Origin of the sequence: Novipirellula methanifontis (assembly GCF_052161655.1) — a bacterium.
GTDB lineage: Bacteria > Planctomycetota > Planctomycetia > Pirellulales > Pirellulaceae > Novipirellula.
The window spans coordinates 6,959,244-6,974,933 of the sequence record NZ_CP197418.1 but is presented as its reverse complement, the minus strand read 5'-3'; the positions used below and the strand labels follow the sequence as shown (position 1 = coordinate 6,974,933).

The window sequence follows — 15,690 nt, the reverse complement described above, 5'->3', positions numbered from 1 at the left end:
GCGATCAGCGACGGTCCAGCTTATCGAGTGCTGCGGCTGCGTGACGAACTGCTGCGCGCGGTTCCTTCACCCAAGATGACTTGATGCAACAGTTCACCAAACACATCGCTGTTCATCGGCGTGATGACTTCGATCGTCTGTTCGCCACGAGCGTCGATATGTTTGGCAAGTTTCTCGACTTCGTTAAACAGATCGCGGGGAGCGGTGACAATCAGCGAATTGCTTGCTTCGTGAACGGCGACGGTCATTTTGGGTTCGAGGTCGCGATCGGGTTTGCTGTCCGCCGTTAGTAGACCTTTCTTGGCAGCAGCAGCCAGTTTGGCTTCGGCGGCGCGTTGTGCAGCAACGGCCGCGGCGCTACCGCCGGCTTGCCCTTTCTCTTTGTCGCTCGAGATGCGTCCGGCATAGGCTTCGCGGATTGCCTCGGCAACTTCCGACGCCTTTGTATTGACCAATTCGATCACGTTCGAGGTCCCGTAGGTTTCGATCGAGGTGATGCTTTGGTCCTTGTCGATGATTTTTAAATAGCCTTCGATGATATCGATGTCACCGGATGTGCCTTGGGCGATCAGTCGGTTCAGTCGCGAATCAGCAACGATCGTAATCGTGCCCGACATCATCGTCGTCGTGCCATCGTTGGACGTCACGAAACTGCTTAACAGTCCACTGGAGGAACCGCCTGACACGTATCCGTTGACCAGTGTGCCCGCTTGAGCCTCTTTGGCGGCGTCGCCTCCATCGAGCAGTTCGCCCAGCATTCGCAACGCATCATCTGGCTTGGTGTGCTTCAAGTAAAACACGATCGGAGTCACCGGCGCGGTTTCGATCACTCCGGCGATGCTGCGCAAGTGTGACTCAAACTCATTCAGCGCCTCGGGATCGTCGGATTGCATCAACACGCCTCGTGGGGTTAGTTGACAACGAATTGCGTCGGCTTGATTTTGGCTGGTCGCAGTCAGTAGACGAGCGGAACTTGTTCGAGGCGAGTTCGGGGAATGAGTCGACGCAAACGATTGTTCAATCAATTCAGGCTGGGTCGTACCTTCTTCGGTTGACTCTTCGTCATGGAGGACCCGCTCGGTTCTCTTTTTTTCGTTCGGAGCGATCGCGGGGTACATGATGATCGGGGTCGAGCGACGCCAGAACTTGGTCGCGGTTTCGAGCAACTGTTCCGCTTGAGCTCCTCGCAGCGGAAACATCCGAGTGTTTTCGCTGTGAGCCACGTCGCTATTGACTTCAAGTCCAGCGACAATCTTTTTGATTTGATCGATCTTGGCCCGTTTCGCTCGGACAAACAACCGCATGTTGCCGGGGTCGGCATCGATTTTTGGGGCGTCGGGATCAATCGTTTTTGGATCATCTAGCGGATCGGGAAGATCCAGCATTTGTTCGAGCAAGCTGATCGCAAAGTAGGGATCGACGGTCTTCAGTTGAATGACTTCGAAATCAGCCTCCGATGCTTGTAACTGAGCCACCGTCTCTGCGATCTCGGCTTGCACCTCAGGGGACGCCAACGCGACAACACTGCTGGCGGTTTGGTCGACCGACAGTCGGACTTGCTTTCCGGCCAGCAGGGTTTGCAGGACGTTGTAGACTGTTTCCACGTTCCCGCCTTCGACGAGATGCGATTTCAGCAACATGTCGCCGTTGGCAGCGGTCATGTTTGCTTTGGGTTTGTCGATCGCGGCAACCAGTCCTTCGATTAATTTGACTTTGTCTTCCAAGCCCGTCACGAACAGATTTTTACCCTGCAGGTCAGCGGAAATACTGACGTCAATTCCAATCATCTCATCGGTCGCTAGGCCCAAGTGAGGGCGGGCGACCACCAGGATGTCTTCGGCTTCGACGTGTTGTAGCGAGAAACTTTTGACGATCGTGCCGTCTTGCATCGCATCGGCAGGTTGGAACGCGGCGAGCACCGCTTGGACGTTTCGTAACTTGGCCACCGTGTCAGTGATCATCAATTGATTGGTGCGAGACAAAATCGCAGGCGACGACATCAACTTCAGTGCCGCCAATTCTTGGACTGCTTCTTCGGCGTCAATGTCTCCGAGCGAGAACATGCACTTGACGACGTGGTGTTCGCTGGTGTCGGCAAGGTCCTCGACGCTGATCAGCTTTGCCAGCACATCGAGTTGCTGCAAACTTCGGGGATCGCTCAGATTGATCACCGACAGCAATTGGTCACTGCGAACCAACGTGAAGCCCTCAGACAACAGAAACAGATTGACGCGATCGATCGCTTGCTGATGCGAAAACGCGGTGGGGTCGGTGTAGGTAAAACTGCCCGGAGGAAGGTCGCCAAAATGCAAGGCCAATCCCGCTTCGTCGGCGATCCAACGAATGACTTCACGCCATGGCACACCCTCGAACGAAAAGCGAACCATGCCATCCTCAAGTGGCGGAGCGGTGATCTCGATCGCCGGTTCGCTGACAACCGCGGGAGCCGCATCGGTCGATGGGGTCAACGGCGATGAAGTTTCAACAGTGGACGTTTCAACGGATGGTTGTTCAGCGGTTGGCTGTTCAGCGGTTGGCGACTCGTCCAATGGCAGTGCGTCAGTCGTAGGTGTTTGCACAGCCACTTCTTGCTGAGCTGTTTCCTGCTGCCCGATTTCTTGCTGAGCGGTTCCTTGCTGGCCAACTTCCTGAGCCATCAGCGGCGAGAGGAACGAAGTCGATAGCAAAGGAGCTACGAATACGAACGCCGGGAACAACCGGATTCGTGAGCAACGTCGAGTCCGAGAATGGGTCATGGCAAGGATTTCAGTTGGAAGCGGGCTGGTTCTAACGCCAAAAGTCGGCGGTGCAGTCCAGCAGCTGAGGGAGGGAGGGGCGTCAAGGAAACGGGTGAGGTTTCAAGGACGAACAGGAGGGAGCTTTGCGATAGGCGTGGGCTCGAGGTTGTTGTGTGAAGAAGGGTGCAATTCTTCCCCACCTCGAGCTAGGGCATGTTAGCCAGAAAACCTGCAAAAGTCAACCAATTACTGGAACAATCGACAGGGTGTCCCCCTGCAAGAGTGGCGTGGCGTTTGTCCCCGCGTTTGCCCAAGCTTGCATTTTTCAACTATTTGATCAATTCGTGCAGGTGGATAAACGTTTTACCTAAGCGTCCACCGTAATTTCCCGCACTGATTTTGATCAGATCGGGGGTCTCGGCGGCGGCAAAGATCGCCCGTTTAGTCGCTTCCTGAAGCGCTGCCAGATCGCGACCATTAACGATGATCTCCATGATGCTGCCGACCCCCTCGGGCACCTTGGACTTTTTGCCCAGTTTGTCTTTGAGCGTGGGGCAGTACTCGGCGTAGGTCGCCGCGATCAGAAAATCGTAGCTGCTGCCGGCCTTGGATCCGCTGGCGGCAACGCCACCGGGAAACGTGGTGATCACGTCGGGAGTCCCCTCGGCCGCAAACGAGGCGCGTTCGGCTGCGTCCAATGCGACGTCTTCATCAGGTCCAAAGAACCACAGATTGCCTCCCATCACGCCGTCGCGAAATCCGAAGCGACGCGACAGGAAAAACTCGCCTGCGAGCGTGGGGATGACCCAGCCCTTTTCGCCATGCCGCTCGTCACGAAATTGATGGCGATCGCCGAACAAGGCAATCTTGCGGCCGAGCTTGAAGTAGTCTTCGGTATCGAGCGTGTTAAAACATCGCGCCGTCGGACAGGTCAGCACGTTCTGGCTGATTCGAGCCAGCATGACTTTTTCAAGATGTTCGCGGCGGTCTTTGCGAAAGCGAGGGACGTGAAATTGCACGACCGCGCCGATCCGACCATCGGGCGTTCCGCCTTCGGCAGCCGAGGTTGCATCAATCCAACGTGAGACGCCTGCCTCGCAGTCGCAAAGGATGGTGCTGGAGGCGTGCCCGGTGACCGCCGAAACACAATGGGCGAGCCAACGTTCGTCACGCGCCGTGATCATGATTTCGCCGTAGATGCTGCGAAATCCCTCAGCGTAAGTATCTTCCACCAATTCGGTAATCGAAGTCATGCGGTGTCTCCCCGGTTGCTACCATCCCGGCCGATTCCATCGTAGACGCGCGTTTCCGTAACGACCTTGTCCATGAAAATGTCATGGCTTTGCATCGGAATCTCGTCAAACATCTGGCACTCGAACGCTAACGAAACAAGCGGTGTTTCCGGTTTGGCATTTTCAAGCAATTTGTCGTAGTAACCTTTGCCGTGTCCGGTGCGTCCACCGCGAGCGTCAAAACCGACGCCGGGAACCAAGATCAAGTCGAGCTGTTTAACGCCGACCTTTTTCGACTTGACGTTTCGCAAGTCTTCGCGAGGTTCCAATATTTTGTACATCCCGACTTCGAGCTCATCCATCGATTCCAGCAGGAACAATTCGAGCTCTCCGTCAACACAGTACGGAATCACGATGTCTTTGTCGCTCGCCACAGCCGCCGGCAGTGCTTGTCGAGTGCGTGCTTCGTCGCGAACGTCGACATACCACATCACACATTTTGCCGCTGTGTATTCAGGCAGTTGCATCACGCGGTCGGTGATCTGTTGACTCACCACGTCTTTGTCGGGCTGAGCTTTCCTCGCTGCGTGGGCCGTTTTGCGGATCTGTTGTTTCTTTTCCGAGAGAGCGTCTTGGTTCATGGCAACTAATATTGTTAAAGGAAAAGCAGCTGCGATGGCGAACAGCCGGAATCGTTAACGTAAGTGTTCATCGCCTAGGTCGCCAGGCTTTCGCCAGGCCAATGCCACGACGCAGGTCACTCGGCTACAACGACTTGAACTTTTCTGCCGCGTCATCCCAAACCGACGGATTGGATGGATTAAACTGCTTGGTACCGAAGCTGGTTCGGATCAATTCGCGAGCTTCGACGATCGAGCCAAGTTGCCCCGTCCCGATCATTTGGACCGCGACGTTGCCGGCCGCCGTTGCTTCGACCGGACCAGCCACCACAACACGATTACAGGCGTCGGCGGTCATTTGGCAAAGCAATTCGTTTTGCGAGCCGCCGCCGACGATGTGGATGACATCGATCGGATTGCCAACCAGGGTTTCTAGCATTTCCAAGCAAGCGCGATAGCGAAGAGCCAGCCCCTCGAGTGCTCCGCGATACAGCACACCATTGCTCTCGGGAGCCTTTTGCCCGGTGCGTCCGGCGTAGCTAACGATCGCATCCACCATATCGGTCGGGGCTACGAAGGCCTCGTCGTCAGGATTGATCAACAGTTCGAATGGTTTCGCAGCCAAGGCACGCTCGACCATCACTGACCATGACTCGGCTGCCTGGCGACGCTCGAGCGATTTTCGGATCTGCTGGAAAATCCACAGCCCGCCGATATTCTTCAGCAGTCGCGTGCTGCCTTGGATGCCTCCTTCGTTGGTGAAGTTCAACTCGGCGCATTTCTCATTGATCAGAGGCTGAGCCAACTCGCATCCCATCAACGACCAAGTGCCCGAGCTGATGTAGCACCAGTTTGGTTTTTCAGGAGCGAAGTCATTTACGGGGACCGCAATAATCGCCGACGCCGTATCGTGCGTGGCTGGAACAATCACCGGGACGTTGTCGAGTCCCGTTAGTGCGGCGACCGACGGCTGGATAACGCCAAGTTGGGAACCCGGCTCAATCACGTCCTGGAAAATCTTGGCAGGCAATTGAAAGCGAGAGATCAGGTCGCTCGACCATTTGCGGGTGCGGGGATCCAGCAACTGAGTGGTCGAGGCGTTGGTCGCTTCGATACTGCGTTTTCCTGTCATCAACCAGTGAAAAAAATCGCCCATCATCAGAAAGCCGTCAGCGATCTCGAGCGAATGTTCGCCTGCCAATCGAGCTGCGACCAGCTGGTACAGCGTATTGAGCTCCATGAACTGCAGCCCCGTCGCCTCAAAGATTTCTTGACGAGGCACAATTTCCCAGGCACGCTGCATCATCCCTCGCGTGCGGGGGTCACGGTAGTGACGCACCGGGCCGGTCATTTGGTCTTGGTCATCGACCAAGACATAGTCGACGCCCCAAGTATCGACCCCGACCGAGGCGACTTTGTCGAACTGCTGTGCCGCAGTGCGAAGTCCATGCTGGATATCCGCCCACAATCCGTGGACGTTCCAATGCATCGATTGCTGAATCGTGACCGGGTCGTTGGCAAACCGATGGACTTCAGCCAGTTCCATCTGATCATTTTGAAGCGATCCCGCAATCACGCGGCCGCTCGAAGCACCTAAATCAACCGCCAAATGGACCGGGGCCGAGCTCATCGTGGTGTATTCCCTGTTTTACCGTCTGTTTTCGGAAGCAAAGAGGCAAATGATAACAGGATATTGATCGACTGCCGCCCTTGCTGTCGTGGCAACAGCCTCGATTCCGGGGAACTGTGACATTTGTGGCGACTGCTGATTTCGGTTAGCCGTTTTGACGCTAGCCACGGTTTCGTCACCATCGAACCGACACTACGCCCAAACGCAACCCTGTGAAGCATTTTGAGGCGGCAGATTATGGCATTTGCGTTTCGTAGCTACGCTCGCCAAAGCGTGGATGATTGCCGCGCAATGCGAATCACCACCTTCTGGCGAAGGTAGCTACGAGAAAATGATTCACAGCGCTCGTGAAAGTCCGCTGAGATCCGATTGCCATCGGGGTGAGGGCTTTTTGTTCACTGCACCGGTGGCAGCAATTTTCTAGGGGGGTGTGTCCGTCGATTTTCTTGGTGCTGGACAATCGATTTGCAAGCGAAAAACAACCCGAATGGCGGTCGCGAAATGCAGCCTCAAAAATGCATTCGATTGACACCAACTTTTTTAACTGCCGCAAGCGGAACACTTTATGTCACAAGGGGCTCCCCCCTGTAAACGAATTTGGGAAAACTGTGGTTGACCCGCCACCTGCAAATCGTAATCTAACGGTGTCGCCACATCACTCATCCGCCATTTTTCAGAGGCGGAATCCAGCAGGATGTGTACGATCGTCAACTGCTGCTAAGTCGTTGATTTGATTAGAGTTATCAAGGGATGGTCAAGGCTGTATTCTAACAGCATTACTCGTCCTGCTTAATATTGCGCTAGCAATGGATTGCGTTTAATTGCGTCTTCCGCGAGTTCGCCTCGCGTGGGGTTTACGCGGTCAGCTTGCGGCCACGGGCTGATACACGTCGATAAGTCGTTTGACATTTGTCGATCGATAAATCACGGACCTCACGGGCCGGGTACACGGAGTACCCGGCCGCGAACGCTCGCGAGATGCGTGCTCTTTGCACGCGTGATTCGCCCTCTCTCTGGAGAAAGCTGAAGTAGTCAGGCGTTTTGGTGAAAGTTACGGATTCGTCACCATCGAACCTAGGCTAGCGGATTGTTATTTATTCGAAATGCAACTCGCAATGGTGAGCCGTGGGCCGTAAGGCACCGGGTAATGCGCGGGACCCGGCCGCTTACGCGTCACGGCTCACTGAATCAACAGCCTGTTAGCACCACAATGGCTAATTTTAACAGCGATGATTTTCTACTAAATCAACAGCGGTGACGGATTCGCCCTCACTTCCGCATCCTGCCGGATCGGCGTCGCTATCGCGGATTGACTCGGCCTACATTGCTCTCGCCTCGACGTACAAACGTGATGCACGCCAACGGCTTGGAAAGCCGAGCGACAATCTTGGGCCGGCACACAGCGTAGCCGAGTTCCAGCATCAGTAGCGGTGACGAATTCACCCTTATCTTTCGCCCCGCCGGATCGGTGTCGCTATCGCGACTTGATTCGGCCTGCATTGCTCTCGCCTCGACGTACAAACGTGGTGCACGCCAACGGCTTGGAAAGCCGAGCGACAATCGTAGGCCGGACCGCAGTGGAGCGGTGTTCCAGCATCAGCAGCGGTGATGAAGGTGGGCTAGGGAATTTCACTCGTCGTTTCGTTTGGAGATGCCGATTGTGATCCTCCGATCAGTTCGCCAATTTTTCCGTCACTGGCCGGACTGACCCACTTCAAGTCGACGATAATCGCTTGCTCATCTTCGCGAACGATTAGCGACGGCAGTTCCTCTCGCAGTTGCTCGGCCCACTCTTTGGCGTTCAACGAGCGATGCTCAACACGAACTTGTCGCGACGGGTACCGCCATCGACCTTTTGGCGTGATGCGGGCGTCTTCGGCGGTCACTTGGCAGCTTTTGATCGCATCGCTTGCGCTCAGCCGCATGGCCAGTCGTTCTGCTCGAGCTTTCAGGTTCTCTTCCCCCGTTTGCAGTAAAGCATCGATGGGAAGCTCGCCTGTGGCCGATTTGCCCAGCGTGCTGACCAGCATCGCTTGCACTGCGCTAGTCGCTTCGAGTGACTTCCACACGGCGGACTCGATGATTGCTTCGACGAGCTCTCGTTTGCCAATCAGGATGCCGCATTCCGGCCCTCCGAACACACCGCCACCTTCGACAATGACTAGATCCGCACCCGCTTCGATCGCCGCTTCTACCGACGCCAACTTCGCGTCTTTGGTTTGGCGAAGCGTGGCGATCGGCAGCACGACGACTTGCGTCACCGCCGGTTTGTCGAGACGAAGCGGCGCGGGAGGGTTGGGCTTGGTTTCGTCATCGGCCACGATCAGGCAAAAGGAGTCGAAAGCCGAGAAATCTGCAGCTTCGATCGAATCGTTGGCTCCGACTTCCTGAACGATCGGAACCAGCGAGTTGAGGGCATCGACCAGCGAATCGCCGCCACGAAGCCGGATCGCATGGCTGCGGTGAATCAGGATATCCTCTTGGCTCATGCCAATTACAAGTGCCGTCAAAATCGCATTGAAATTTGCTGCGACGGCGATTTCCAGGTTCGCGGACGACTCAAGATGTCGATGCAGTTCGCGAGTCAGCCGCTGGTTCGCATGGTGGTCCCGGCGAACATCGCCGTGCAGACATGCATAGGCCGCCTCGACCGCCTCTTCGGCCACAGGAACGCCCGTTCCCAGCGGGGTCACCAACGTGCCCGATGCGTTGACCAACGGGATCGCGATCGCGACCTGTTTCTTGGACCATCGTTGTACGTTTTTTTTGCCCGCTTCGGTTGCCCGCATCACCGCGTCCAGCCCGCGCGCCGCCGTTTGCGGCAGATCCTGGATGATCTCCGTTGCTTGGTTTTTTAGTTTTTCGAGTGTCTCAGGCTCACGCGCTCGTCGAGCCACGTCGTTGAGTCCACGTCGCAGTAATTCAACGGTCCAGGGAGGGATTGCCATCAGAATATTCGTTTTTAAGTAAGGGGGGGTAAGCTTGGCAGCAGATCGGTCGTAACCGCGATTGTCAATTCGATTTTAACTGGGATTCGATTCTAACCCATGCTTCTTGGTTACGAATCGTGTTAATCAGAATCGTGTCAATCAACGGGCCAGGTCTCAATGGGCCAGATTTCAATGGAAGCGGGGCGATAAATCGGGGCCGTGACGATCATGGAGGCCGCATCACGAAATGTGGTGGCGATTCAAGCTGGATATTGGACGTGCCCTCTGCCGAAAAGCCTCGTTTCGATATGATCATTCAACACTCGCGTCCGAAGACGAAGCAATGTCGCGTCGGTTTGTTCACCGATCGGCGAATTTTCGGCCTCTTCGGACCAAGTCATCACCCAGCTTTGAACATAGACGAGCGATATGAAAACCGACGAGCTACGCGAAAAATACCTTGCTTTTTTCGAGTCAAAAGGATGTGTCCGCAAACCGAGCGACGTATTGGTTCCGACCTGGGATCCGTCCGTCTTGTTCACGCCAGCGGGGATGAATCAGTTCAAAGACCACTTTCTCGGCAAGGTCAAACTGGATTTCACCCGGGCGACCACCTGCCAAAAATGTTTGCGAACCGGCGACATCGATAATGTCGGACGCACCGCGTTTCACCACACGTTTTTTGAAATGCTGGGGAATTTCAGCTTTGGCGACTATTTCAAAGAAGACGCCATCCGCTGGGCCTGGGAATTTTTGACCGACAAGAAATGGCTCGGAATCCCTGGCGAACGGCTCAGCGTGACCGTTTACAAGGACGATGACGAAGCGTTCCAGTTTTGGAACGAGAAAATTGGTCTGCCGACGTCGCGAATCGCCCGGATGGAAGAGGACGAGAATTTTTGGCCTGCTTCGGCGCCGAGCGAAGGCCCTGATGGAGTGTGTGGTCCTTGTAGCGAGATTTATTACCACCTGGATGATGGTAGTGATGTCGAGATTTGGAACCTCGTGTTTACCCAATTCAATCGCGTTGGCGATCCACCAGACAACTTGAAGCCGCTGCCAAGCAAAAATATCGATACCGGGATGGGACTCGAGCGGACCGCCAGCGTGTTGCAGGGCGTGCCGACGAACTTCCACATCGACAATTTGTTCCCTATCGTCCAAGCGGCGTCGGAAGTCTGTGGCGTCAAATACGAATACGAAAGCGATAACGGTCGTCGATTGCGCCGCATCACCGACCATGCTCGCGCGTGTGCATTCGCGATTCACGAAAACGTCTACCCCGGTCCCAAAGATGCGAAGTACGTGGTCAAACGTTTGATTCGTCGGGCTGTCTTGGACGGCTATCAAATGGATCTTCGCGAGCCGTTTCTTTACAAATTGGTCGAGGCGGTTGCCGCGAGTGCGAAGGTTCCTTATCCCGAGCTGAGCGAAACCACCAAGCGAGTTGCCGATGTAATCGAAGCCGAAGAAAAAGCATTCTTTGGTACTATCGATGGCGGCATGAAACGAATTGGACAACTGTTCGAGCAGATGCGGGACGAAGCCGCGGTGATGGTTCCGGGCGAGGAAGCTGCGGAACTGAACACGACCTACGGTGTGCCTCCGGAATTGCTGCAAACGCTAAGCGCCGAGCAGAACTTCACGTTCGATTGGTCGGGCTATCGTGATGCAATGCACGAGCATTCGATCAAGAGTGGTGCGGGGCAAAAAGAATTGTTCCAAACCGGTCCGTTGGAAACGCTGAAAGAAGCGCTTCGCGAAACGCCTTTCCTCGGTTACGAAACGATCGAAGCAACCGCTACGGTCAAAGGCATCATCACGGGTGTGGGTGGCAAAGATGACGATGGTCAACTGCTCAGCCATCTCGATCGAGCGAGTGATGCCGAACTGCGTTTGTTACTGAATCACTCGCCGTTTTATGGCGAATCAGGTGGTCAAGTCGGTGACGTCGGGGTAATCAAGTCCGACAAGTTCGAATTCCAAGTGATCGACACTCAGCGACACGCAGGGTTGATCGTTCACCACGGCAAATTGACACGTGGCGAGATTCACGAGGGCGACGAATGCACCGCGATCGTGGATTCGGCTCAGCGTGACGCGCTCTGTCGTGCTCACTCGGCCACTCACATTCTGCACTACGCACTACACAAAAACGTGGGTGATCACGCTCAACAACAGGGCAGCAAGGTGGAAGCGGATCGTCTGCGTTTTGACTTTACCAACCAACATGCGATCGATGACGATGTGCTCGTCCAAATCGAAAAGGACGTGTGGACTCAGATCGATGCGGCCAAGCCGATCGATTGGAAAACCGTCCCGCTTGCCGATGCACGCACCGCCGGCGCGATGATGCTGTTTGGCGAAAAGTATCCCGATCCCGTACGTATGGTATCGATGGGCGATTTCAGCAAAGAACTTTGCGGCGGGACGCACCTGACCAATACGAAACAGGTTCAGGCGTTCGAGTTGGTCGTCGAAGAGAGCGTTTCTGCGGGAACGCGTCGCATCGAAGCGTTGACCGGCGATCGTGCCGAGGCTCATCGTGTTCAAACGCGAGAACTGCTCGAGAACGTTGCCAAGACGCTCGGTTGTCCTTGGGAATATGCAGTGGCCGCGACAAAACAACTTTTCACCGAAGTGCGTCAGCTGAAAAAGGAACTCTCCGCTGGCAAACCGGTGGAGCACTCGGAGGCGTTTGTCGTCAAAAAGCCCGAATCGCCGACCGATACGAACGACTACAACGCGATTCGTTCGGCCGTCCGCGATATCACGCGACGTTTGAATGTTTCGATTGACGATGTCGTCGGTCGACTCGAAGCCTTGGTCGCCGACCGATCGAGTTTGGTCAAACAGCTACGTGAAGTTACCGCGGGTGGCAAAATGTCCGCCGACGATTTGATTTCGGGTGCGGAAACCGTCGGCGATTCGATGCTGATTGTGGCCGAGACGCCGGGTGCGAACCCGAATGTGATGCGAGGCTGGATCGATCAAATTCGCAAGAAAAGCGACAAGCCGACCGCAGTACTGTTGGCGTCCGTTCAAGGCGACAAGGTAATGTTGGTGGGCGGCGTCAGTCGCGAATTGGTCGATCGCGGTGTGAAAGCAGGCGATTGGGTCGGTGCAGCCGCAACGGTGGTAGGCGGAGGCGGCGGTGGCCGTCCTGACATGGCACAAGCCGGCGGCAAAGATCCTAAAAAGCTGCCCGAAGCACTTGAGCAAGCCAAAGTCTCGATGCGAAAATCGCTGAGCTAAGTAGGTTTCAGTGGGATAGGCTTCCAGCCTGTCATCGCAGCGAGTCGTCGGAAAATCGATCGTAGCGAAACTCGCCAAGAGTTTCGTTGGTTGGTTGAGTCGCGATGCGTGAGAGAACGTCCGGCTTAGAAAACTTCGTTATTCACAGGGCCGCGTCGCAATCACCATCCTAACCCGACGCGTGAGCGAGGGACCTCCGGTAACGAGATGCGATCCGCTTGGAGTCCCTCGCTTACGCGCCGGGTTGTGATTTTGAGTAGGCCGGATCAAGCAAACGGCGTAAATGCCGGATCGGCGGACGCAATCGAAAATTTCATTTCAGTCCAAGGCTAATTTGATCATGCCACCGTTTGCGCTGATCCGGCATGATCCCGCGTCCTTGATCCGGCCTACAACTTGCCCGCAAATACAAATAGCGCAACTTCAAAACTTACGCGTCGGGTTATGGTTTTCCTGAGCCGGACGCTCTAGGGCAGCCACCGCGTCTTTACGTGCCGCGGCGGTTGCCGTACCAGCGGATTTGCATGCGGTCGCAGTATTGGAACCCGTGCTCGGTGGTCCAGGGTCGCAACCACGTCGCGGCCTGGTCGAGATCCTCGTTGCTGATTCCTTGCGGCATTACCCAGACTTTGGCTGCGGGAACGTCAAGCTGCGAGACAATTTCTTGAAGCTCCTCAAGATCCCGCTCTCCGTCGACGACAAACTTAACTTGGTAGTCGGCCGATTGCTCCATCAACTTTTGCATCGTCCCGATCGGCATCCGCCGCTGCTCGTGCAGTTCGCTCCAACGCGGATGTTGACTTGCATTCGGCGTACTGGTGCGAAATTTGGGGCTGATCGACATCAAATCGCAGGCGATCTGGCGATCAATCGTGCCAGCGGTTTCGATCGTGATATGGTGGCCACGCTCTCGCAGCATCTCACACAACAACACCGATTCTTTGGGCAGCAGAGGTTCACCGCCCGTCAGCACGACATGACGCACGCCGGAGTCGGAAATTGACTCGACAAGCGAGGCAATCGCAACCTGATCTCCCTCGGGACGCCACGACGCGTACGGGGTATCACAGAACCAACAACGCAAATTACAGCCGCTGGTACGAACGAAAAAACTATCGGTCCCCGTCAGTTCACCTTCACCTTGGCGGCTGACGAAGGTCTCGGAAATGCGCAGCGTCGATGTTTCGGCCAGGGTCCCCCTGGTCGATTCCGGCGAAGCCTGCAAAAATCCTGAATTACGAAGTGGAGAAATCAAAATTGAACGACTCAAATCATTTTCGCGAGCTGTTGGAAGTCTTTGACAATCCCAGCCCGACACGAAACTTTACGATCCAACATCACTGTCCCGAGTTTACTTCGGTTTGTCCTAAAACAGGCCAACCCGATTACGGAACGATCATCTTTACCTACGTGCCCGACAAAATATGTGTCGAGCTGAAGAGTTTAAAGATGTATTTGCAGCGGTTTCGCAACGAAGGAATCTTCTACGAAGCCGTGACAAACCGAATCATGGACGACTTTCTCGCTGTAGTAAAGCCACGGCAAGCGACGGTCGAAAGCCGTTGGACCCCTCGCGGTGGTCTGAACAGCAATATCATCGTGCAATATCCCGACGTTCCGCTCGGTTAGGACCGTCGGCATAATTACTGACGTAGCGGAACTCGTCAAGAGTTTCGACCTACGCCGTTATTCACGAAAGTCTTGACGACTTCCGCTACCAGTGAGGACCGTCACCTAATGTTCCGACGTTCCAGAATATCTCACTTTTGTGCCCGTCCGCTGTCGGGCGATCTCCTGCTCCCTTCCTTCCTGAACCCCCGAAAAACTCCATCATGACGACTCCGATTTTGCTAAGCGGATTTGCTGACGAAGCCGCCAACGAAAAGCTTGCCGTTCAACAGTATTCCGCGTTCGCCGCACTCGGATTGAAGTACTATTCAATTCGTTTCATCGATGCGGGCGAAGGAATCAAGAATGTGATGATGCTCAGCGATGCCGAGATCAACCATCTCGTCAAAATGCAGAGTGACTACGGATTGAAAGTCAGCAGCATCGGTTCGCCGATTGGCAAAGTGAAGCTAAAAGACGTCGACGATGGCACGGCGAACAAGTTCGTGCCGTTTGAGCAATACATGAAGGAAGACGTCGCTCGCGCTTGTGATCGCGCCGAAGCATTCGGAGCTAAGCTGATTCGCGGATTTGCGTTCTATCATCCCAAGGGAACCAAGCCCGAAGATCACATTGATCAGGTGTCGGACCAGCTGACTCAAATCGCCGAAGCGTGCGACAAGCGTGGCTTGACGTTTGGTTTGGAAGTCGAAGCCAACTTGGTTGGCCAAACGGGGCAATTGCTCGAAGCGATCGCAGCCAAGGTCAATCATCCTGCGATGCTGACGATCTTTGATGCCGCTAATATCGTCACGCAAGGTTTCACGCCTGATGAAACGTACGGACAATACTTGGCGATGAAGCCAAGCTTGGGTTGGGTCCACATCAAGGACTACCACGATCCATCGCCAACGGCCCGGATCGATCACGTGGACGAAGCGAGTCTCAGCAACTTTGTGCCTGCGGATCGTGGCGACAGTGGTCACGAAGCGATCTTGCGTGACATGAAAGACTTCTTGCCCGAGTTGCACAAGCGGATGACCGCACGCGGAGCCGACGGAGTCTTCATGGATCTTGAGCCGCACGTCAAAGGTGGCGGACAATTCGGTGGCTTCAGCGGTCCCGACGGATTTGGTGTCGCATTGCGAGGCCTCTGCCGCGTGCTCGACTACGTCGGAATCCCTTACGGATTGCGAACGTTCGAAGACATCAAAGCCTCGTAGCTTTGTGGGCCGGATCGCAGATCCGGCACGACTGATTTACCCTCCCGTGTGCGGGAGGGTTGCTTGTGCTGAGCTTGTACGCTCTGTCCCTAACACATCGAGGCCCCTCCCAGAGTTTGTGGTCAAGTTCATTGTCGCCCAGCTTTCCAAGCTGGCAGCGTTGCGGTGACCGTTCGATAGGCATGGAACGTGGTTGCTCGCGGTTCGACGATCAAGCGTGACGCACGCTAACGGCTTGGAAAGCCGTGCGACAATGTCGGCCGCATTAGCGGCCGGGGAGGGTTGGTTGCGTTGAGCTTGTAAGCTCTGTCCCTACAACGAGGCCCCTCCCAGAGTTTGTGGTCAAGTTCATTGTCGCCCAGCTTTCCAAGCTGGCAGCGTTGCGGCGACCGTTCGATAGGCATGGAACGTGGTTGCTCGCGTTTCGACGATCAAGCGTGAATCTCGCTAACGG

At 55.3% G+C, this 15,690-nt stretch carries 10 protein-coding genes; 3 read left to right on the top strand and 7 right to left on the bottom strand.

Going from position 1 to position 15,690, the window contains the following annotated elements; all coding sequences use genetic code 11:
* Positions 1 to 20: 20 nt before the first annotated feature.
* The 6 genes from SH528x_RS25355 to SH528x_RS25330 all read right to left on the bottom strand — a co-directional run bounded on the left by SH528x_RS25355 (position 21) and on the right by SH528x_RS25330 (position 9,168).
* Entirely contained in the window at positions 21 to 2,756 is a 2,736-nt protein-coding gene (locus tag SH528x_RS25355; protein ID WP_442506238.1) for a secretin N-terminal domain-containing protein, read from the bottom strand.
* A gap of 311 nt (positions 2,757 to 3,067) precedes the next feature.
* Positions 3,068 to 3,991 (bottom strand): formylmethanofuran--tetrahydromethanopterin N-formyltransferase, encoded by a 924-nt coding sequence (locus SH528x_RS25350; protein WP_442506237.1) that lies wholly within the window; start codon positions 3,989 to 3,991, stop codon positions 3,068 to 3,070.
* A complete protein-coding gene (locus SH528x_RS25345) occupies positions 3,988 to 4,611 on the bottom strand; it encodes a 5-formyltetrahydrofolate cyclo-ligase (protein ID WP_442506236.1) in 624 nt (207 codons plus the stop codon). The genes SH528x_RS25350 and SH528x_RS25345 overlap by 4 nt, the downstream gene beginning before the upstream one ends.
* A 124-nt stretch (positions 4,612 to 4,735) precedes the next feature.
* On the bottom strand, positions 4,736 to 6,220 hold the full coding sequence (locus SH528x_RS25340) for a rhamnulokinase (RefSeq protein WP_442506235.1): 1,485 nt from the start codon (positions 6,218 to 6,220) through the stop codon (positions 4,736 to 4,738).
* 1,299 nt (positions 6,221 to 7,519) lie between these two features.
* Positions 7,520 to 7,720 carry a hypothetical protein gene (locus SH528x_RS25335; RefSeq protein ID WP_442506234.1) on the bottom strand — a complete coding sequence of 67 codons (201 nt, stop codon included), beginning with the start codon at positions 7,718 to 7,720 and terminating at the stop codon, positions 7,520 to 7,522.
* A 119-nt stretch (positions 7,721 to 7,839) separates the two neighbouring features.
* Positions 7,840 to 9,168 (bottom strand): hypothetical protein, encoded by a 1,329-nt coding sequence (locus SH528x_RS25330; RefSeq protein WP_442506233.1) that lies wholly within the window; start codon positions 9,166 to 9,168, stop codon positions 7,840 to 7,842.
* Between the two features lie 411 nt (positions 9,169 to 9,579).
* Between SH528x_RS25330 and alaS the strand changes: the two genes are divergently transcribed.
* A complete protein-coding gene (gene alaS, locus SH528x_RS25325) occupies positions 9,580 to 12,405 on the top strand; it encodes an alanine--tRNA ligase (RefSeq protein WP_442506232.1) in 2,826 nt (941 codons plus the stop codon).
* Between the two features lie 487 nt (positions 12,406 to 12,892).
* Here alaS and SH528x_RS25320 read toward each other — a convergent pair whose 3' ends face one another.
* Complete coding sequence (locus SH528x_RS25320; protein ID WP_442506231.1) at positions 12,893 to 13,675, bottom strand: 7-carboxy-7-deazaguanine synthase QueE; 783 nt, start codon at positions 13,673 to 13,675, stop codon at positions 12,893 to 12,895.
* On the opposite strand from SH528x_RS25320, the gene queF reads away from it, so the two are divergent.
* Both queF and SH528x_RS25310 read left to right on the top strand, forming a co-directional pair.
* Positions 13,663 to 14,034: a preQ(1) synthase gene (gene queF / locus SH528x_RS25315; RefSeq protein WP_339942255.1), complete on the top strand. Its 372-nt coding sequence runs from the start codon at positions 13,663 to 13,665 to the stop codon at positions 14,032 to 14,034. The genes SH528x_RS25320 and queF overlap by 13 nt on opposite strands.
* A gap of 203 nt (positions 14,035 to 14,237) precedes the next feature.
* Entirely contained in the window at positions 14,238 to 15,236 is a 999-nt protein-coding gene (locus tag SH528x_RS25310) for a sugar phosphate isomerase/epimerase family protein (protein ID WP_442506230.1), read from the top strand.
* The last annotated feature ends 454 nt before the right edge of the window (positions 15,237 to 15,690 follow it).

Excerpts from the sequence above, each read along its gene's own strand:
- SH528x_RS25355 (WP_442506238.1), bottom strand. The coding sequence starts at position 2,756 with ATGACCCATTCTCGGACTCGACGTTGCTCACGAATCCGGTTGTTCCCG.
- SH528x_RS25350 (WP_442506237.1), bottom strand. The coding sequence starts at position 3,991 with ATGACTTCGATTACCGAATTGGTGGAAGATACTTACGCTGAGGGATTT.
- SH528x_RS25345 (WP_442506236.1), bottom strand. The coding sequence starts at position 4,611 with ATGAACCAAGACGCTCTCTCGGAAAAGAAACAACAGATCCGCAAAACG.
- SH528x_RS25340 (WP_442506235.1), bottom strand. The coding sequence starts at position 6,220 with ATGAGCTCGGCCCCGGTCCATTTGGCGGTTGATTTAGGTGCTTCGAGC.
- SH528x_RS25335 (WP_442506234.1), bottom strand. The coding sequence starts at position 7,720 with ATGCAGGCCGAATCAAGTCGCGATAGCGACACCGATCCGGCGGGGCGA.
- SH528x_RS25330 (WP_442506233.1), bottom strand. The coding sequence starts at position 9,168 with ATGGCAATCCCTCCCTGGACCGTTGAATTACTGCGACGTGGACTCAAC.
- alaS (WP_442506232.1), top strand. The coding sequence starts at position 9,580 with ATGAAAACCGACGAGCTACGCGAAAAATACCTTGCTTTTTTCGAGTCA.
- SH528x_RS25310 (WP_442506230.1), top strand. The coding sequence starts at position 14,238 with ATGACGACTCCGATTTTGCTAAGCGGATTTGCTGACGAAGCCGCCAAC.